Source organism: Halomonas sp. B23F22_3 (genome assembly GCF_043496965.1).
Taxonomy (GTDB): Bacteria; Pseudomonadota; Gammaproteobacteria; order Pseudomonadales; family Halomonadaceae; genus Halomonas.
Genome location: NZ_JBIEKG010000001.1, coordinates 37,901 through 55,583, shown reverse-complemented (window position 1 = coordinate 55,583; position 17,683 = coordinate 37,901). Strand labels below are relative to the sequence as shown.

General features: G+C 69.4%; 18 protein-coding genes. 12 read left to right on the top strand and 6 right to left on the bottom strand.

Annotated features, from left to right (window positions below):
• Window positions 1-16 precede the first annotated feature (16 nt).
• The 4 genes from ACGTNG_RS00255 (at window position 17) to ACGTNG_RS00240 (ending at window position 3,641) form a co-directional block, all read left to right on the top strand.
• Window positions 17-1,459 (top strand): NAD(P)(+) transhydrogenase (Re/Si-specific) subunit beta, encoded by a 1,443-nt coding sequence (locus ACGTNG_RS00255; protein WP_394574830.1) that lies wholly within the window; start codon window positions 17-19, stop codon window positions 1,457-1,459.
• A gap of 142 nt (window positions 1,460-1,601) precedes the next feature.
• Window positions 1,602-2,666, top strand: coding sequence for an NAD(P)H-dependent glycerol-3-phosphate dehydrogenase (locus ACGTNG_RS00250; protein ID WP_394574829.1), 1,065 nt, complete (start codon window positions 1,602-1,604; stop codon window positions 2,664-2,666).
• Window positions 2,663-3,160, top strand: a complete 498-nt coding sequence (sixA, locus tag ACGTNG_RS00245) for a phosphohistidine phosphatase SixA (protein WP_394574828.1) — start codon at window positions 2,663-2,665, stop codon at window positions 3,158-3,160. Before ACGTNG_RS00250 ends, sixA begins: the two co-directional genes overlap by 4 nt.
• A 157-nt stretch (window positions 3,161-3,317) precedes the next feature.
• On the top strand, window positions 3,318-3,641 hold the full coding sequence (locus tag ACGTNG_RS00240) for an antibiotic biosynthesis monooxygenase family protein (RefSeq protein WP_394574827.1): 324 nt from the start codon (window positions 3,318-3,320) through the stop codon (window positions 3,639-3,641).
• Between the two features lie 18 nt (window positions 3,642-3,659).
• Here the strand turns inward: ACGTNG_RS00240 and ACGTNG_RS00235 are convergent, their stop codons facing one another.
• The gene (locus tag ACGTNG_RS00235) at window positions 3,660-4,619 is read right to left on the bottom strand and encodes an AEC family transporter (protein WP_394574826.1); all 960 of its coding nucleotides are present in this window, start codon (window positions 4,617-4,619) and stop codon (window positions 3,660-3,662) included.
• 223 nt (window positions 4,620-4,842) lie between these two features.
• Here ACGTNG_RS00235 and ACGTNG_RS00230 point away from each other — a divergent pair, with 223 nt between their 5' ends.
• From ACGTNG_RS00230 to ACGTNG_RS00220, 3 genes are read left to right on the top strand one after another with little or no spacing between them, the layout of a single operon-like run.
• Window positions 4,843-5,658 carry an alpha/beta fold hydrolase gene (locus ACGTNG_RS00230; RefSeq protein WP_394574825.1) on the top strand — a complete coding sequence of 272 codons (816 nt, stop codon included), beginning with the start codon at window positions 4,843-4,845 and terminating at the stop codon, window positions 5,656-5,658.
• Entirely contained in the window at window positions 5,655-6,608 is a 954-nt protein-coding gene (locus tag ACGTNG_RS00225) for an alpha/beta fold hydrolase (RefSeq protein WP_394574824.1), read from the top strand. Before ACGTNG_RS00230 ends, ACGTNG_RS00225 begins: the two co-directional genes overlap by 4 nt.
• Window positions 6,605-7,717, top strand: coding sequence for a patatin-like phospholipase family protein (locus tag ACGTNG_RS00220; RefSeq protein ID WP_394574823.1), 1,113 nt, complete (start codon window positions 6,605-6,607; stop codon window positions 7,715-7,717). The genes ACGTNG_RS00225 and ACGTNG_RS00220 overlap by 4 nt, the downstream gene beginning before the upstream one ends.
• A 37-nt stretch (window positions 7,718-7,754) precedes the next feature.
• Here ACGTNG_RS00220 and ACGTNG_RS00215 read toward each other — a convergent pair whose 3' ends face one another.
• Complete coding sequence (locus tag ACGTNG_RS00215) at window positions 7,755-8,333, bottom strand: Smr/MutS family protein (RefSeq protein WP_394574822.1); 579 nt, start codon at window positions 8,331-8,333, stop codon at window positions 7,755-7,757.
• A 117-nt stretch (window positions 8,334-8,450) separates the two neighbouring features.
• Between ACGTNG_RS00215 and prmB the strand changes: the two genes are divergently transcribed.
• The 5 genes from prmB to phaC all read left to right on the top strand — a co-directional run bounded on the left by prmB (window position 8,451) and on the right by phaC (window position 13,628).
• A complete protein-coding gene (gene prmB / locus ACGTNG_RS00210; protein WP_394574821.1) occupies window positions 8,451-9,407 on the top strand; it encodes a 50S ribosomal protein L3 N(5)-glutamine methyltransferase in 957 nt (318 codons plus the stop codon).
• A gap of 42 nt (window positions 9,408-9,449) precedes the next feature.
• Window positions 9,450-10,535: a chorismate synthase gene (gene aroC / locus ACGTNG_RS00205; RefSeq protein WP_394574820.1), complete on the top strand. Its 1,086-nt coding sequence runs from the start codon at window positions 9,450-9,452 to the stop codon at window positions 10,533-10,535.
• 57 nt (window positions 10,536-10,592) lie between these two features.
• Window positions 10,593-11,015 (top strand): hypothetical protein, encoded by a 423-nt coding sequence (locus tag ACGTNG_RS00200; RefSeq protein ID WP_394574819.1) that lies wholly within the window; start codon window positions 10,593-10,595, stop codon window positions 11,013-11,015.
• A 132-nt stretch (window positions 11,016-11,147) separates the two neighbouring features.
• Window positions 11,148-11,585 carry a phasin family protein gene (locus tag ACGTNG_RS00195; protein WP_394574818.1) on the top strand — a complete coding sequence of 146 codons (438 nt, stop codon included), beginning with the start codon at window positions 11,148-11,150 and terminating at the stop codon, window positions 11,583-11,585.
• 213 nt (window positions 11,586-11,798) lie between these two features.
• Window positions 11,799-13,628, top strand: coding sequence for a class I poly(R)-hydroxyalkanoic acid synthase (gene phaC, locus ACGTNG_RS00190; protein ID WP_394574817.1), 1,830 nt, complete (start codon window positions 11,799-11,801; stop codon window positions 13,626-13,628).
• Window positions 13,629-13,709: 81 nt separating this feature from the next.
• On the opposite strand, the gene lnt is transcribed toward phaC, so the two are convergent.
• From lnt to ACGTNG_RS00170, 4 genes are read right to left on the bottom strand one after another with little or no spacing between them, the layout of a single operon-like run.
• On the bottom strand, window positions 13,710-15,170 hold the full coding sequence (gene lnt, locus ACGTNG_RS00185; RefSeq protein WP_394574816.1) for an apolipoprotein N-acyltransferase: 1,461 nt from the start codon (window positions 15,168-15,170) through the stop codon (window positions 13,710-13,712).
• A gap of 31 nt (window positions 15,171-15,201) precedes the next feature.
• Window positions 15,202-16,071: a CorC family transporter gene (locus ACGTNG_RS00180; RefSeq protein ID WP_394574815.1), complete on the bottom strand. Its 870-nt coding sequence runs from the start codon at window positions 16,069-16,071 to the stop codon at window positions 15,202-15,204.
• Complete coding sequence (gene ybeY / locus ACGTNG_RS00175) at window positions 16,068-16,580, bottom strand: rRNA maturation RNase YbeY (protein ID WP_394574814.1); 513 nt, start codon at window positions 16,578-16,580, stop codon at window positions 16,068-16,070. Before ybeY ends, ACGTNG_RS00180 begins: the two co-directional genes overlap by 4 nt.
• Entirely contained in the window at window positions 16,577-17,677 is a 1,101-nt protein-coding gene (locus ACGTNG_RS00170; RefSeq protein ID WP_394574813.1) for a PhoH family protein, read from the bottom strand. Before ACGTNG_RS00170 ends, ybeY begins: the two co-directional genes overlap by 4 nt.
• Window positions 17,678-17,683: the final 6 nt, after the last annotated feature.

The window sequence follows — 17,683 nt, the reverse complement described above, 5'->3', positions numbered from 1 at the left end:
GCGGCGGAGAGACGACATGTTGGGTCAAGGATTCGTTTCTGCCGCGGCAATCGCGGCAAGTGTACTGTTCATCCTCTCGCTGGGGGGACTGAGTAACCAGGAGAAGGCCAAGCGCGCCGTCTGGTACGGCATCGTCGGCATGGCCGTGGCGGTCTTCTTCACCGCCTTCGGGCCGGGCATCGGCGGCTACTGGTGGATGATCCCGATGATGGCCATCGGGGCGGGCATCGGCGTCTACGTGGCCGGCAAGGTCGACATGACCGAGATGCCGCAGCTGGTGGCGGCGCTGCACAGCTTCGTCGGCCTGGCCGCGGTGTTCGTGGCCTGGAACGCCGACCTGGAGCGGCGCCGGGTGATGGCGGCCCGCGCCATCGAGGCCACGTACCAGGAGTTCTCGGCGTTCGCCGCCCTGGTGGCCGAGAAGACCCCGGCCGAGCTCACCTTCCTGCAGGTCGAGGTGGTGCTGGGCATCTTCATCGGCGCGGTGACCTTCACCGGCTCCGTGATCGCCTTCGGCAAGCTCGCCGGCAAGGTCGACGGCAAGCCCAAGCAGCTGCCCGGCGGGCACCTGCTCAACGCCGGTGCGGCGGCGCTCTCGCTGCTGCTGGCCATCCTCTACCTCAACGGCGCCGGCTTCTGGACCCTGCTGGTGCTGGCGGCGCTGGCGTTCTTCATCGGCTACCACCTGATCATGGGCATCGGCGGCGCCGACATGCCGGTGGTGGTGTCGATGCTCAACAGCTACTCCGGCTGGGCCGCGGCGGCCATCGGCTTCACGCTCTCCAACGACCTGCTGATCGTCACCGGCGCCCTGGTGGGTTCCTCGGGTGCGATCCTGTCGTACATCATGTGCAAGGCGATGAACCGCAACTTCGTCAACGTCATCCTGGGCGGCTTCGGTGGCACTCAGGGCCCCGCAGCGGAGATCGAGGGCGAGCAGGTGGCCATCGACGCCGGCGGCGTCTCCAGTGCGCTGAACGATGCCGACAGCGTGATCATCGTGCCGGGCTACGGCATGGCGGTGGCCCAGGCGCAGAACGCGGTCAGCGAGCTGACCCGCAAGCTGCGTGCCGCCGGCAAGGAGGTGCGCTTCGGCATCCACCCGGTCGCCGGCCGCCTGCCGGGCCACATGAACGTGCTGCTGGCCGAGGCCAAGGTGCCCTACGACATCGTGCTGGAGATGGACGAGATCAACGATGACTTCGCCTCCACCGACGTGGTGATCGTCATCGGCTCCAACGACATCGTCAATCCCGCGGCCCAGGAAGACCCCAACAGCCCGATCGCCGGCATGCCGGTACTCAAGGTGTGGGAGGCCAAGCAGGTGTTCGTCTGCAAGCGCGGCCAGGGGACCGGCTACTCCGGTATCGAGAACCCGCTGTTCTTCAAGGAGAACACCCGGATGTTCTACGGTGATGCCAGATCGAGCATCGACTCGCTGCTGCATCTGATCGACTGACCCCGGCACCCCCGGGCCGCTGGTCGGCCCGGGGGTGGCTTCCCATCGACCGGCCCGTCGCGTCAACGGGCCACTCCAGACGCCCCTTCACGGGGCGTTTTTTCGTTACAATCCCTCATCCATTCAGTTTTCCGGGGCGATCATGTCAGACCAACCCATGCGCGTGGCGGTGCTCGGCGGCGGCAGCTTCGGCACGGCGCTTGCGAGCATCGCCGCCGACAACGGGGCCGAGGTGCGCCAGTGGCTGCGCGACCCCGAGCTGGCGGCGCAGATCAACCGCGAACACCGCAACGGCCGCTACCTGCCCGATTACGCCATCAACCCCGCGGTGGTGGCCTCCACCGCCATGGACGAGGTGCTCGAGGGGGCCGGCCTGGTGCTGGTGTCGATTCCCTCCAAGGCCTTCCGCGAGGTGGTGCGCCAGGCGCGCCCCTTCCTTGATGAGCGCCAGATACTGGTCAGCACGACCAAGGGGATCCAGGAGGAGGGCTTCAAGCTGATGAGCGAGCTCCTCGAGGAGGAGACCGGCTTTCCCCACATCGGGGTGATCTCGGGCCCGAACCTCGCCTCGGAGGTCGCCCAGAAGCAGCTCACGGCCACGGTGATCGCCAGCGACGACGCCGAGACCCGCACCCGGGTGCAGACGGCGCTGGGCTGCGAGTACTTCCGGGTCTATGCCAGCAACGACCGCTTCGGCGTGGAGCTCGGTGGCGCGCTGAAGAACATCTACGCCATCGCCGCGGGCATGGCGGCGGCGCTGGGCATGGGCGAGAACACCCGCAGCATGCTGATGACCCGGGCGCTGGCCGAGATGAGCCGCTTCGCGGTGAACCAGGGCGCCAACCCCATGACCTTCCTGGGGCTCGCCGGCGTCGGCGACCTGATCGTCACCTGCTCCTCGGCGCTCTCCCGCAACTATCGCGTGGGTCAGGCCCTGGGCGAGGGGCGCACCCTCGAGGAGGCCGTCGAGGCCCTGGGCCAGGTCGCCGAGGGCGTCAACACCGTGCGCCTGGTGCGCGACAAGGCCCGCGAGGATGGCGTCTACATGCCGCTGGCCGAGGGGCTCTACCAGGTGCTCTTCGCCGGCGTGCCGGCCCGGGAGATGGCGCGGCTGCTGATGCAGGGCGAGCAGAGCAGCGACGTGGAGTTCGTGCTGCCCCGCGCCGATGTCCGCCAGGATCGCCGCGATGGCGGGGGGGCGGCATGACGGCACCAGGCGCCAATCGACTGCTGATCATGCGCCACGGCGAGGCCGCGCCCGGCGCGCCGGACGCCGAGCGCGCCCTCACCGCACGCGGCGAGCGCGAGGCCGAGCGCATGGGGTGCTGGCTCGCGTCGCGCACCGATCTCGACACGACGCGCCTGCGCCTGTTGGCGAGTCCCTACCGGCGGGCCCGGCAGACGGCGGCACGCATCGCCGCGCCGCTGGGGCTCGAGGTGGAGACCCTGGCGCTGATCACCCCCGACGACCCGCCCGGCGCGGTGATCGACTGGCTGCTCGACGAGCCCGACGATCGTCCGCTGATGCTGGTCAGCCACATGCCGCTGGTCGCCGCCCTCACCGGCCTGCTGGTGGAAGGGCGCGCCGAGCGCGGCCCCGGCTTCGTCACGGCGGCCATGGCCGAGCTCACGGCCGAGGTGCGCGCCGCCGGCTGCGCCCGCCTGGCGCACTTCACCACGCCCGCCGACCTTATTGACTGAGCTTTCGGCAGTACGAGTACCAGGGACAAGGCGTAGCGAGGGTCTTTTGCCAAGGATGGCAAAAGTAGCGCCCAAGGATAGGTTCACAGCGTCCTTGTGGAGGCTTGTCCCTGGGAGGCGCACCTTTCGGCTGGCAAGAGAGCATTGAGGAACCGAGATGAGCTATATCGTCACGAATCGCATCCATGTGAACCCGGGCTTCGAGGAGGAGTTCGAGGCGCGCTTCCGCGCCCGGGCCGGGGAGATCGACACCCAGCCCGGGTTCAAAGCCATGCGCGTGCTGCGCCCCCAGGGCAACCAGGCGCCCTACGTGGTGGAGACGGAGTGGGAGAGTCAGGAAGCCTTCCGCGCCTGGGTCGGCAGTGACGACTTCAAGCGCGCCCATGCCGATCCGCTGCCGGCCGAGGCCACCGCCGAGGGCGGCGGCATCGAGCAGTTCGAGGTGGTGGAGGGCACCCAGGCGCGCGGCATCGGCGCCTGAGCGACGCCCTCATCGTCGTCAGATCACCCCGGCGGCGGTCAGGCCGAAGGCACCCAGGGTGATCGTCAGGCTCGCCATCAGGGTGGTCAGGGCGACGATGTTGGCGGTGAGGGCGGCGTTGGCGCCCATCGCCTTGGCCATCACGAAGGCGGCGGCGGCGGTGGGGCTTGAGAAGAACAGGAACATCACCCCGAGCGCCGGCCCCTCGAAGCCGACCAGCCAGGCGGCGCCGGTGGTGAGCGCGGGCAGGGTGACCATCTTCAGCAGGCTGGCGCCGAGTGCCAGGCGACCGGAGTGGCGCACCTCGCCAAACGAGAGCGTGGCGCCGATGCAGATCAGCGCCAGCGGCAGGGTCAGCGAGGCGAAGTAGTCACCGGAGGTGGCCAGCCAGCCGGGCAGCGTCCAGCCCGACACGGCCACCGGCACGGCCGCGGCCACCGCGAGGATCAGCGGGTTGGTGGCGATATGGCGTAGCATGCCGCGCCAGTCGGCGCGTTGCTCTTGCTGCCGATCTTGCTGATAGGCGACCAGCACGATCACCGAGCAGGCGTTGTAGGTCAGTATCACCACCCCCAGCAGCAGGCTGCCGGTGGAGAGACCGACGTCGCCGTACATCCCCGCGGCGAGCGCCAGGCCGACGATGCCGCAGTTGCCGCGAAAGGCCCCCTGGATATAGACCCCGCGCTCTCGATAGGGCACCCGCAGGCTCGCCCATCCCCAGCACAGCAGCACGCTGGCGAGGGTTGCCAGGGCGTAGAAGCCGAGCAGCGCCGGGTCGAGGCTGGCCTCCAGGTCGGCGCGAATGATGCTGAGAAAGACCAGCGTCGGCAGGGTCGCCTTGAACACCAGCTGAGAGGCGGTGGAGACGAAGGCGGGGTCGATCCAGCGGGCGCGCTTCAGCCCCAGGCCGATGAACACCATGGCGAAGACCGGCAGGGTGATCTCGAGGGTCTGAAGGAAGAGCGCCGTGAGCCCCATGGCCTAGCGCGCCAGCCAGAGGCCGACGGCCACGGCGGTGATCACGGTGATGAAGAACACCCGGTTGCGGGCGCGGGTATCGCGGGTGGGCTTGCGGGGATCGGCCAAGGTAAGCTCCTCTCGGTGGGGTTGCCGCCAAAGGACGACTTGGCGAACCATGGTAATCCCGTTAGCCTGCTATCGCCAGAAGGGCACCGGCCGGCTGCCCCCAGAAGGAGCCTCCATGCGCCGATCCGATCATACCTCGCGCCGTCCTCTCGTCTTCGCCCATGCCAACGGCTTCCCGGGGCAGAGCTATCGCAGCTTCCTGGCACCGCTGGCCGAACGCTTCGACGTGCATCCGCTGGATCGCCTCGGCCATCACCCCGACTTCCCGGTGGGGCACAACTGGCTGGCGCTGCGCGATGAGCTCCTCGAGCACCTCGCCGAGCGTCCCGGGCCGATCATCGGCGTCGGCCACTCCATGGGCGGGGTGCTGATGGCGATGGCCGCCGAGCACGCGCCCGAGCGCTTCCACGGCGTGGTGATGCTCGACCCGCCGCTGATGCTCGGCCTGGACGCCCTGGTCATGAAGGCCGCCAAGCGGTTGAAGCTGGCCGATCGCGTCACCCCGGCCGGCCGTACCCTGGGGCGCCGCGACAGCTGGCCCAGCCGGGAGGCGATGGTCCAGTACCTGCGCCGCCGAGGGCTGTTTCGCGGCTTCACCGACCGGGCCCTGCACGACTACGTGGACGGTGGCACCCGGGAACTCGACGATGGCCGCGTGGTGCTGATCTACGATCCCGACATCGAGGTGCAGATCTTTCGCCACCTGCCCGATCACCTGGATGACCTGCCCGCCCGGGTCCAGGTCCCCCTCGGCGTGATCGCGGGCCGTGAGTCCCGGGTGCTCACCGCCCATCGCCGGCGCCGGCTGCGCCGCCGCGGGGTGCGCGTCGCCGAGGTCTCGGGGGGGCACATGTTTCCCATGGAGGTCCCCGAGGAGACCCGCACGGCCCTGGTGGCGATGATCGACGAGCTGCTCGGGCGGCCGTCATGAGCGATTCCCAGCCTCAGCCCCTGAGCCTTGCCGGTGGGCGCCTGGCCGCCCTGGCCTGGGGCGATCCCGCGGCCCCCACCTGGCTCGCCCTGCACGGCTGGCTGGACAATGCCGCGAGCTTCTCGCGCCTGGCCCCGCGCCTGGTCGAGCGCCTCGGGATCCGCGTGGTGGCCCTGGACTTCGCCGGCCACGGCCTCTCGGCGCACCGCCACGGCGGCTATGCGCTGTGGGATTATATCCACGACCTGCTCGATGCCGGCGACGAGCTCGGTCTCTCGCGGATGACCCTGCTGGCCCACTCCATGGGCGCCGGGGTGGCCTGCCTGGCTGCGGCCGCGCTGCCCGAGCGGGTCGAGACGCTGGTGCTGATCGATGGACTGGGCGCGCTGACCACCCCGGCCGACGATGCCCCCGCCCAGCTGCGCAAGGGGCTGCTCGCTGTTCGGCGTGCTCGCTCCCGGCCACCGAGCGTCTCTGACACACGGACACCCAGCCCTCCTGGCTCCCGGGCACCGAGCTATCCTGATAGTGAGGCCGCCGTGGCGGCGCGGGTCGCCGGCGGGGCGACGCCCATCGATGCCGAGACGGCGCGCCCGCTGATGCTGCGAAACCTCGAGGAGCTGCCCGGCGGGCGGGTCCGGCTGCGCACCGATGCGCGCCTGCTGCGCCCCTCGCCGGTGCGGCTCTGCCCCGAGCAGCTCTCCGCCATGCTGCGCGCGCTGCGCGCGCCGGTGCTGCTGGTGGAGGGGGACTCCGGCATCCTGGGCGATCGTCCCCGGGCACGCCGGGCGCGGGCCGAGGTGGCGGACCTCACGCGCCGCGTGCTGCCGGGTGGCCACCACCTGCACCTGGAGCCGGTCGCGACGGGGGAGGTGGCGAGGGTCATCGCCGACTGGCATGCCCGCGAGAGAGCGCCTGAGCGCACGCACGAGAGGGAGGGCGGATCATGAATCGACAGCAGCAGATGGCAAGCCCTCGAGACAAGACGGTGGCCCTGGTGCTCGGCAGCGGCGGGGCGCGCGGCTACGCGCACATCGGGGTGATCGAGGAGCTCGAGGCCCGCGGCTATCGCGTGGTGGCGATCTCGGGCTGTTCCATGGGCGCCCTGGTCGGCGGGGTCTATGCGGCGGGCAAGCTCGACGCCTACCGCGACTGGGTCTGCCAACTCGACTACTTCGACGTGCTGCGGCTGGTCGACGTCACCTGGAGCCCGATGGGCGCCATGCGCGCCAATAAGGTGATGGGCAAGCTCGAGAGCCTGATCGACGATATCCGCATCGAGGACCTGGATGTTGCCGTGACCACGGTCGCCACCGACCTGACCCGCCAGCGCGAGGTGTGGTTCCAGAGTGGCTCGCTGCTCGAGGCGATCCGCGCCTCCATCGCGGTACCCGGGGTGATCACCCCGGTGCATCGCGGTGATCAGGTGCTGGTCGACGGCGGGCTGCTCAACCCGCTGCCGATCATCCCCACGGTGTCGGCCCAGGCGGATTTCGTGATGGCGGTCAACGTCACCGCCCACAGCCCCCGGCCGGTGAGCCTCGAGGAGCTGCTGCCCCCGGAAGAGGCCGCCCAGGAGCAGGCCCGGGAGGAGGCCCGCGACGCTGGCGGCGTCGACTTCGCCAGCTGGATCGACGGGGTACGCGGCGCCGCTCGGCGGCTGTTCGACGGCCTCGGCAATACCAACGGCCACTCCAACGGTAACGGCAGCGCCGGCAGGAAGAGCCAGGCGGACGAGACCCTGGAGCGCGATCGTCGGGAGTGGGGGCGCCTGGACATGGTGCTGGCCTCCTTCGACATCACCCAGGCGGCGCTGGCCAAGTACAAGGTGGCGGGCTACCCCCCGGACGTGCTGATCGAGGTGCCCAAGACGGTGTGCGGCGCCTACGAGTTTCACCGCGCCGAGGCCCTGATCAGCCTCGGCCGCCACCTGGCGGTGGACGCCCTGGATCGCTTCGAGGGGCTGACCCATCCGGGCTGGGGCGATCAGGCGATCGTCGTCGAGCCGACGGGAGAAGAAACGGGAGAAGAAACGGGCGAGGAGAAGGCTCCGTCCTGAGGCGTCATGCCGGCATCACGGGACGGCGGTGGGCCGCTCAGGCGTCGGCGCCGCGACGGCGCAGCAGCACGTAGACCGCCCCGGTGCCGCCGTCGATCGTGGTGGCCGAGCAGAAGGCCAGCACGCTGGGCCACTCCCGCAGCCAGGCGTTCACATGGCTCTTGATCACCGGGTAGTCGCGGGTGCTGCCCCAGGCCTTGCCGTGGACCACCAGCACGCAGCGTCGCCGGCGGTCGCAGGCGTCGCGCAGGAAGGCCTCGAGCTCTTCCCGCGCCTCCTCCAGGGTGTGGCCGTGCAGGTCGAGCCCCGCCTCCCAGGCGAGGCGCCCGCGCTTGAGCTGCTGGCGCGTGCGCCAGGGCAGGTCGGGGAGGGCGAAGTCGAGGAATTCCGAGGGCCGTACCGGCTCCACCCGGCCATCCGAGGTGCGCCCGCCGCCGGCGAGATCATCGGCGACCGTGGTGGCGGCCGCGCGCCGTTCGGCCGCGGCGACGTCGCCCCGGCGCCGGCGACCGGGATCGGCCCGGTTGCTGGCAAGGGGGCGCACTCCGGCCTCTTGCAGGGCCTGGCGGAAGGCGGTGATCTCGTCGTCGTCCGGGACGTGGCGATCTCGACTCATGGGACCATCGGGTAGAGGAGCGAGACGCCAGTATACCGCCCCAGCCGTGGCTGTGAACCGCGCGCCCGGTTACAATCTGGCGTCGTCATTCCCGAACACCCGACTCCAGGAAGCCCCGTGGCCGAATCTCTCTCCGACGCGTCTACGTCCACCCTCGTGCTGACCGACGAGGCCTTGAGCGAAGGCCTGATTACCCTGCGCGACTGCCTGCGCTGGGCCGCCAGCGAGTTCCACCTGGCCGGCCTGCACTACGGCCACGGCACCGCCTCCGCCTGGGACGAGGCCGTGGCGCTGACCCTGGGCGCCCTGCACCTGCCCTGGAACGTCGACCCGGCGGTGCTCGAGGCGCGGCTGCTGCCCATGGAGCGCGCGCGCATCGTGGCGCTGGTGCGGGCGCGCATCGAGACGCGCCGGCCGCTGCCCTACCTGCTGGGCGAGGCCTTCTTCGCCGGCCTGCCGTTCAGCGTCGACGAGCGGGTGCTGATCCCGCGTTCGCCCATCGCCGAGCTCATCGAGCACGGCTTCGCCGCCTGGTTCCCCGACGAGCCGCCCGCCCGGGTGCTGGACCTGTGCACCGGCTCGGGCTGCATCGGCATCGCCACGGCGCTGCACCTGCCGACCTGCGAGGTCGACCTGGCCGACATCAGCCCCGAGGCCCTGGCGGTGGCGCGCCGCAACATCACCCGCCACGACGTGGGGGAGCGGGTGCGCGCCGTGGAGTCCGACCTCTTCGCGGGCCTCAAAGGCCGTCGCTTTGAGCTGATCGTCTCCAATCCGCCCTACGTGGACAGTCGCGACCTCACCACCATGCCCGCCGAGTTCCGCCACGAGCCGGCGCTGGCGCTGGGCGCGGGCCAGGACGGGCTGGACATCGTCCGGCGCATCCTGCGCGAGGCCCGCGACCACCTCACCGACGACGGCGTGCTGATCGTCGAGGTCGGCAACTCCGATCACCACCTGGAAGCGGCCTTCCCCGAGGTGCCCTTCCTGTGGCTGGAATTCGAGCGCGGCGGCCAGGGAATCTTCGCCCTGAGCGCCGCCGAACTCGATGCCCATGCGGCGTCCTTCGCCTGATTCCCCCTTCTTCCCTATCGCCCGACCCCAGGAGGCGCGTCCATGTCCGGTAACACCTTCGGCAAGCTCTTCACCGTCACCACCTTCGGCGAGAGCCACGGCCCCGCGCTGGGGGCCATCGTCGATGGCTGCCCGCCGGGCCTGCTGCTCTGTGAGGAGGACCTGCAGCATGACCTGGACCGCCGCCGCCCCGGCAGCTCCCGCCACACCACCCAGCGTCGCGAGGCCGACCGGGTGCGCATCCTCTCCGGGGTCTTCGAGGGCGTGACCACCGGCACCGCCATCGGCCTTCTGATCGAGAACACCGACCAGCGCTCCACCGACTACTCGAAGATCAAGGACCAGTTCCGGCCGGCCCACGCCGACTACAGCTATCACCACAAGTACGGCATCCGCGACTACCGCGGCGGCGGGCGCTCCAGCGCCCGGGAGACCGCCATGCGGGTGGCGGCCGGGGCCATCGCCAAGAAGTACCTGGCCGCCCAGGGCATCACCGTGCGCGGCTACATGAGCCAGCTCGGCCCCATCGCCATCGACTTCAAGCAGTGGGAGGCGGTGGACGAGAACCCCTTCTTCTGTCCCGACCCCGAGCGGGTGCCGGAGCTCGAGGCCTACATGGATCAGCTGCGCCGCGACCAGGATTCGGTGGGGGCGAAGATCAGCGTGGTGGCCGAGGGCGTGCCCCCGGGCCTGGGGGAGCCGGTCTTCGACCGCCTGGACGCGGAGCTGGCCCACGGCCTGATGAGCATCAACGCGGTGAAGGGCGTGGAGATCGGCGACGGCTTCGCCTCGGTGGCCCAGCGGGGCAGCGAGCACCGCGACGAGATGACCCCCGAGGGCTTCCTCTCCAACCATGCCGGCGGCGTGCTGGGCGGCATCTCCAGCGGCCAGGCGATCATCGCCCACCTGGCCCTCAAGCCCACCTCCAGCATCACCACGCCCGGGCGCTCCATCGACGTCCACGGCCAGCCGGTGGAGATCGTCACCAAGGGCCGCCACGACCCCTGCGTGGGCATTCGCGCCACGCCCATCGCCGAGGCGATGATGGCGCTGACCCTGATGGATCACCTGCTGCGCCAGCGCGGCCAGAACGCCGAGGTGAAGGTCTCGACCCCCCGCTTGCGTTGAGCCGTTCCGGGCGGCATGGCTGCTACACTTCAGGCGACCACCCACACGAGTGACGCCATGAAGATCAACGTCGAATTCGACCTGACCCCCGAGGAGTTTCGTCAGGCGCTGGGCCTGCCCGACGTGGAGGCCTTCCAGAAGGATCTGCTCGACCGGATCCAGAAGCAGATGGAGTCGGGCGTCGAGGGGTACGATCCGATGAGCCTGATGCAGCCCTTCCTGCAGCAGCAGGGGTTGTCGCAGAACCTGACGCAGGGGCTCTCGCAGGGCCTCTCCAGCTTCGGCAACTACCAGCAGATGATGCTCGACATGCTCTCCAAGGCCGCGGCCAGCTCCGGCCGCGGCGACGCCTCCGGTGAGGCCTCCTCGAGCGAGTCGTCGTCCTCCACCAAGAAGACCCAGGCTTCCGGCAAGTCGTCCGGCAGCGGTTCCCGTGCCTCGACGGCCAGCGCTCGCTCGCGCGGCAAGCGCGAGAGCTGAGGGCCGGCGTCGCGCCACTCTTCGACCTTCGCCGGGGGCGGCCGCAATACGGTTGCAAGCCTCGGCGTCGCGGACTAGTCTTTGTGCAGTGCAACAAGTCGTTCGTTACCGAGCCGCCAGGAGGGATTCGACATGCAGGACAAGATGATCGATGCATTCAACGAGCAGACCCGTCAGTTCTTCGAGCCGATGCGCAAGCTCAATTCGCTGATGCTGAACAACATGGAGAAGATGACTCAGTATCAGATGGAGTCGATGAAGCGCTACAGCCAGATGGGCACGGAGCGCATGCGTGATGCCGGCGAGCTCACCGATGCCGAGAGCATGCGCGACTTCGGCGCCCGTCAGGCCGAGATGATGAACGAGCTCTCCAAGCAGATGCTCGAGGACGCCAAGGCCATGAGCGAGATGAGCCTGGAGTTCAAGGCCGAGCTCGAGAAGCTCTACGCCGAGTCCGGCAAGCAGCTCGCCGAACAGGCCGAGAAGGCCGGTCAGGCGGCCAAGCCGGAGACCGCTCCGGCTGAGCAGCCCGCCAAGGCGACCAGCCAGTCCTCGTCGCGCAAGCGCTGATTCCTCGTCCGTCATCACGACGCTCCGATACCCGCCCCGCGGGTATCGGCGTCAGTCGTTTTGGCCATCTATTCTGGCCATGCCTAGTGCGTCGCGAGGCGATGCGGCCAAGGCCGCGTCGAACCCTAGGCCGGCATGGCGTGCGGCCAACACGAGAATAGGTCGTTACCGACGGTCGATAAGAACGGTCGATAGGAACAACAGGAGGGGTCAATGCAGTCAGGGGTGCAAGCACCGACACCGGCCGAGCTGGAGGCGTGGAACGCCCAGCTCTCGGCGATCGGCGAGGAATATCGGGCCTTGATGCAGGATCTGCTGGCGCGCATGGTGCCCAGCGACGCCGCACAATCGGTCCATGACGACATGCGGCGCAGCTTCCAGGCCGGCGCCGAATCGCTGATGCGAAATCCGCCCCTGCTGTGGCAGACCCAGACGCGGCTGCTCCAGGACCAGGCCCAGCTGTGGCAGCAGTCGCTGCGTCGGCTGGCCGGCGAGGACGTCGAGCCGCTGGTCACCCCGGCCAAGGGAGATCGCCGCTTCAAGGACGACGCCTGGCGGGAGGACCCCTACTATCTGGCGATCATGCAGCAGTACCTGCTGTTCTCGCGCCTGGTGGAGGAGCTGATCGAGAGCCTGGAGGGCCTCTCGGAGGACCAGAAGCGCAACCTCGGCTTCTACGCGCGCCAGCTGGTCAATGCCATGGCGCCGACCAACTTCGTGACCACCAACCCCGAGGTGATGCGCAAGACCCAGGAGACCCGCGGCCAGAACCTGGTCGAGGGGCTCGCCCGCCTGCGCGAGGACCTGGCCAACTCCGCCGAGGGGCTCAACGTCACCATGACCGATCGCAGCGCCTTCGCCATCGGCGAGAACATCGCCGTCACGCCGGGCTCGGTGGTCTTCGAGAACGAGCTGATCCAGCTGATCCAGTACGCGCCGGCCACCGAGCAGGCCTACAAGACGCCGCTGCTAGTGGTGCCGCCCTGGATCAACAAGTACTACATCCTCGATCTGCGCCAGGACAACTCCCTGGTGCGCTGGCTGGTGGAGCAGGGCCACACCGTGTTCCTGATCTCCTGGCGCAACCCGGGGCCCGAGCAGCGCGACCTGACCTGGGCCGACTACATGCAGCTGGGTCCCATCGACGCCATGGGCGCCATCGAGCAGGCCACCGGCGAGAAGTCGGTCAACCTCCTGAGCTACTGCATCGGCGGCACCCTGACCGCCTCCACGGTGGCCTACCTGACCAGCACGCGGCGCGGCCGCAAGGTCAAGTCGGTGACCTACATGGCCACCCTGCAGGACTTCCGCGACCCCGGCGAGATCGGCGTCTTCCTCTCCGAGCCGGTGCTCGAGGGCATCGAGGCCAAGCTCGAGCGCGACGGCTACCTCGACGGCCGCGTCATGGCCTACTCCTTCAACCTGCTGCGTGAGAACGACCTCTTCTGGTCCTTCTACATCAACAACTACCTGAAGGGGGACGCCCCGGCGCCCTTCGACCTGCTCTACTGGAACACCGACGGCACCAACCTGCCGGCGGGCACCCACGCCTGGTACCTGCGCCACATGTACATGGAGAACCGCCTGGTGCAGCCCGGCGGGATCGAGCTCGACGGGGTCAAGATCGACCTGCGCAAGATCTCCACGCCGAGCTACTTCATCTCCACCCGCGAGGATCACATCGCCAAGTGGAACAGCACCTACTACGGCGCGCTGCTGCCCAAGGGGCCGGTGACCTTCGTGCTGGGCGGTTCCGGCCACATCGCCGGGATCGTCAATCCGCCGAGCAAGAACAAGTACGGCTACTGGACCAACGACGAGCTGCCGGACACCGCCGAGGCGTGGCTCGAGGGCGCCGAGCAGCACGAGGGCTCCTGGTGGCCGCACTGGCAAGCGTGGATGACCGAGAACGGCTATGTCGATGCCGATAAGATGGTGGCGGCGCGGACACCGGGCGACGGCGAGCTCGATATCCTCGAGCCGGCCCCGGGGCGCTACGTGCGCATGACCATTCCCGAGGTGCTGGGCGACGCCGAGTCGTAGGGCGCAAGCGACACCCCTGAAGCGAAGAACCCCGCCATGGCGGGGTTCTTCGCTTCAGGGCGCGCTTCACCGCGATCCCGGTCAGCGGCGCCGGCGCAGTCCCGGCAGCACCAGCAGGGCCGCGAGCAGCCAGGCGGGCCAGCTGCCGGTGCGGGTGAAGGGCGTGAGCCCCTCGGTGGCCGTGACCTCGCCCTCGAGCACGGTGGTCTCGAACTGGGGGGCCTGGGCGGTGACTCGGCCCCGGGCGTCGATGATCGCGGTCACGCCGTTGCTGGTGGTGCGGATCACCGGGCGGCCGTTCTCCAGGGCACGCAGGCGGGCCATCTGCAGATGCTGCAGCGGCCCGATCGAGGCGCCGAACCAGGTGTCATTGGAGACCGTCAGCAGCACGCCGGCCTCCCGGGCCTGCTCGGCCACCAGGTCGGCGTAGATGATCTCGTAGCAGATGGCGTTGCCGATGACCAGATCGCCGACCCGCATCGGTGCCTGCCCCTCAGCGCCCGGCGTCATGGCCGGGGCGGGCAGATCGAAGAAGGCGATGGCGCCGCGCAGCAGGCTCTCCAGCGGCAGGTACTCGCCGAAGGGCACCAGGTGCGCCTTGCGATAGGCGCCCTCCACGTCCCCGCGGCCGACGACGCTGTTGTAGTAGAGGCCGCGCTCGTCGCGCTGCAGGATACCGGTCACAAGCTCGGTGCCCGCCGGCAGCGAGGCGTGGGCGCGCTCGAGAATCGGCGCGGCCTGATCCTCGAACATCGGCAGTGCGGCCTCGGGCCAGATCACCAGGTCGACGTCGTCGTCGAGCCCGCGGGTCAGGTCGAGGTAGGTGTCGATGGCACGACGCTGCCCCTCGGGGCGCCACTTGATCAGCTGGGGCAGGTTGCCTTGGAGCAGCGCGACGCGCACCGGGTCGCCCTGGGGCGTCGTCCACTGGGCCGGCAGGGCCAGGGGCACCAGCCAGAGCGCGGCGAGCGGAGCGGCGGCCCACCAGTGGCGGCGCAGCAGCTCGACGCCGAGGCTGCCGGTCAGGGCGGTGATCAGCGACAGCAGGTAGACGCCGCCCACCGGGGCCCAGGGGGCCAGCGGCGAGTCGACCTGGGCGCTGCCCAGCAGCAGCCAGGGGAAGCCGGTGAAGAGCCAGGTGCGCAGCCACTCACCGAGCACCCAGATGCCGGCGAAGGTCAGCGCGGCGAGCCGCGGCCCGCACAGGCGGCGATAGCCCCACAGGGTGACCGCGAAGAACAGCGCCAGGCCGACGACGAACAGCGCCGTCAGCAGCAGCGCCAGGGGCACCCCGGTGTAGCCGTAATCGTGGATCGAGACATAGACCCAGGAGGCCCCGGAACCGAACAGGCCGATGCCGTAGCAGAGGCCGCGCAGCGCGGCCTGGCGAGGCGTCAGGGCGGTCAGGCCGAGATAGACCAGGCCGGCGGCGACCGGGCCCAGCCACCAGAGCGAGAAGGGGGCGGTGCTGAGGGTGGTAAGTCCCCCGGCCACCAGGGCCAGCAGGCAGCCCAGGGCCGGGGGCAGGCGAACGTCAGCCATCGGATCCATCCATGGAAGAGGGGAGGGCGGGTTACTCCTCGTCGCCGTCGTCGCAGGGCGCAGCCTCGAGCAGGCGGATGCGCCGGTTGTCGGCGTTGAGGACGGTGAAGCGCCAGCCGCTGAGCTCGGTGTGCTCGCCGCGACCCGGCAGGTGACCGAAGCGCTGCATCACGAGGCCCCCGAGGGTATCGAACTCGTCGTCGGAGAACTGCGTGCCGAAGCGCTCGTTGAAGTCCTCGATGGGGGTCAGGGCGCGGATCGCATAGCGTTCCTCGCCCAGCTCGCGGATATCGATCTCCTCGTCGATATCGTGCTCGTCCTCAATCTCGCCGACGATCTCCTCGAGGATGTCCTCGATGGTGACGATGCCCGCCGTGCCGCCGTACTCGTCCACCACCACGGCCATGTGGTTGCGGGTGTCCTGGAACTCCTTGAGCAGGCTGTTGAGCCGCTTGGACTCGGGCACGAACATCGCCGGGCGCAGCACCTCGTCGAGCTGGAAGGGGCGGCCGTTCTCCTGGCCGCTGCGCAGCAGCGGCAGCAGGTCCTTGGCCAGCAGGATGCCCTTGACCTCGTCGAGGTTCTCGCCGATCACCGGGTAGCGGGAGTGGCCGGTCTCCAGTATCACCGGCAGGTACTCGTCGAGGGGCTGGTCGAGGGCGATCGCGGTGATCTGCGAGCGGGGAATCAGCACCTCGCGCACCTGCTGGTCGCTGATGCTCAGGGCGCCTTCGATGATCATCATGGCGTCCTGGTCGAGCTTCAGGCGGGACCCCGCCTGGCGGAGGAACTCCAGCAACTCGCCGCGGGAGCTGGGTTCATCGCTGTCGTTGGACAGGGCACTGAACAACTTATCGAGCCAGGACCTGTTGCCCTGGCCACTCGATCGGTCTTCGCTCATGCGTCGGCTCTCTCGTCCTCGTTGTCGGTATCGCGGTGCGGAGGGCTGGGGGTGAGATACGGATCGGCGATCCCCAGCGATGCCAGGATCTCGCGCTCGAGGGCCTCCATGATCTCGGCCTCGTCGTCGTCGATGTGATCGTGGCCCAGCAGGTGCAGGGTGCCGTGGATCACCATGTGAGCGTAGTGAGCGGGCGTCGACTTGTCCTGCTCGCGGGCCTCCCGGACCACCACCGGATGGCAGATCACCAGGTCGCCGAGCAGCGGCAGCTCGATCCCGGGCGGGCCCTCGAAGGGGAAGGAGAGCACGTTGGTGGACTTGTCGCGGCCGCGGTAGTCGCGGTTCAGGGCCTGGCTCTCCTCGGCGTCGACGAAGCGGATGGTCAGCTCATGGCGCGTCTCGTCGGGCTGCCGGGCGAGCACGGCCTCGACCCACGCCTCGAGGTCGGCCTGGGCGGGCAGGGCCTCGGCCGCGAGGGCCACCTGGCGATCGACGACGACCTCGCTCACGCGTCGCCTCGCTCGTCCTGGCGTTCGCGGCGCTCCAGCCCCGCCTGACGCTCCTGGCGGATGGCCTCACGCTCCTGCTCGCGGGCCTCACGCTTGGCGCGCGCCTGGTCTTCCTGCTCGGCCTCGAAGTGGTCGTAGGCCTCGATGATGCGCTGGACCAGGGGGTGGCGTACCACGTCCTTGGCGGCGAAGTGGGTGACGCCGATCCCCGGCGTGTCCTTGAGCACGTCGAGCACCTGGATCAGCCCCGAGGTCTGGCCGCGGGGCAGGTCCACCTGGGTCACGTCGCCGGTGATCACCGCCGTGGAGCCGAAGCCGATGCGCGTCAGGAACATCTTCATCTGCTCGCGCGTGGTGTTCTGGCTCTCGTCGAGGATGATGAAGGCGTTGTTCAGGGTGCGCCCGCGCATGTAGGCCAGCGGGGCGATCTCGATCACCTGGCGCTCGATCAGCTTGGCCACCTGCTCGAAGCCGATCATCTCGTAGAGGGCGTCGTAGAGCGGGCGCAGGTAGGGGTCGATCTTCTGGGCCAGGTCGCCGGGCAAGAAGCCGAGCTTCTCGCCGGCCTCCACGGCCGGGCGCACCAGCAGGATGCGACGCACCTCCTGCTGGTTGAGCGCCTCGACCGCGGCGGCCACGGCCAGGTAGGTCTTGCCGGTGCCGGCCGGCCCGATGCCGAAGTTGATGTCGTGGGCACGGATGCTCGAGACGTAACTCTGCTGGTTGAGGCCGCGGGGCTTGATCAGCGTGCGCGGGGTGCGCAGCAGCACCTCGTCGTCGGCCTCATCGCCCTCCTCCTCGTCCAGCGCCTCGAGGCCGGACTCCTGCAGGAAGAGGTGCACCGTATCGGGCTCGAGGTCGCTGGCCTCGGTCTCCCGATAGAGATGCTCCAGCACGTTGGCGGCGGCCTTGACGCGATGCGCCGGCCCGGCGAGCTGGAAGATGTTGCCGCGGTTGCGCAGGGTGATGCCGAGCCGTGCCTCGACCAGCTTTAGGTGCTCGTCGCGCTGGCCGCAGAGGTTGGCCAGGCGGCGAGGATCGTTGGGTTCCAGGTTCAGGGTGACGATGCGATTGGCCTGAGAAGATGGCTGGCTCAAGACTGG

Coding starts and splice junctions, on each gene's coding strand:
- ACGTNG_RS00255 (WP_394574830.1), top strand. CDS start 17: ATGTTGGGTCAAGGATTCGTTTCTGCCGCGGCAATCGCGGCAAGTGTA.
- ACGTNG_RS00250 (WP_394574829.1), top strand. CDS start 1,602: ATGTCAGACCAACCCATGCGCGTGGCGGTGCTCGGCGGCGGCAGCTTC.
- sixA (WP_394574828.1), top strand. CDS start 2,663: ATGACGGCACCAGGCGCCAATCGACTGCTGATCATGCGCCACGGCGAG.
- ACGTNG_RS00240 (WP_394574827.1), top strand. CDS start 3,318: ATGAGCTATATCGTCACGAATCGCATCCATGTGAACCCGGGCTTCGAG.
- ACGTNG_RS00235 (WP_394574826.1), bottom strand. CDS start 4,619: ATGGGGCTCACGGCGCTCTTCCTTCAGACCCTCGAGATCACCCTGCCG.
- ACGTNG_RS00230 (WP_394574825.1), top strand. CDS start 4,843: ATGCGCCGATCCGATCATACCTCGCGCCGTCCTCTCGTCTTCGCCCAT.
- ACGTNG_RS00225 (WP_394574824.1), top strand. CDS start 5,655: ATGAGCGATTCCCAGCCTCAGCCCCTGAGCCTTGCCGGTGGGCGCCTG.
- ACGTNG_RS00220 (WP_394574823.1), top strand. CDS start 6,605: ATGAATCGACAGCAGCAGATGGCAAGCCCTCGAGACAAGACGGTGGCC.
- ACGTNG_RS00215 (WP_394574822.1), bottom strand. CDS start 8,333: ATGAGTCGAGATCGCCACGTCCCGGACGACGACGAGATCACCGCCTTC.
- aroC (WP_394574820.1), top strand. CDS start 9,450: ATGTCCGGTAACACCTTCGGCAAGCTCTTCACCGTCACCACCTTCGGC.
- ACGTNG_RS00200 (WP_394574819.1), top strand. CDS start 10,593: ATGAAGATCAACGTCGAATTCGACCTGACCCCCGAGGAGTTTCGTCAG.
- ACGTNG_RS00195 (WP_394574818.1), top strand. CDS start 11,148: ATGCAGGACAAGATGATCGATGCATTCAACGAGCAGACCCGTCAGTTC.
- phaC (WP_394574817.1), top strand. CDS start 11,799: ATGCAGTCAGGGGTGCAAGCACCGACACCGGCCGAGCTGGAGGCGTGG.
- lnt (WP_394574816.1), bottom strand. CDS start 15,170: ATGGCTGACGTTCGCCTGCCCCCGGCCCTGGGCTGCCTGCTGGCCCTG.
- ACGTNG_RS00180 (WP_394574815.1), bottom strand. CDS start 16,071: ATGAGCGAAGACCGATCGAGTGGCCAGGGCAACAGGTCCTGGCTCGAT.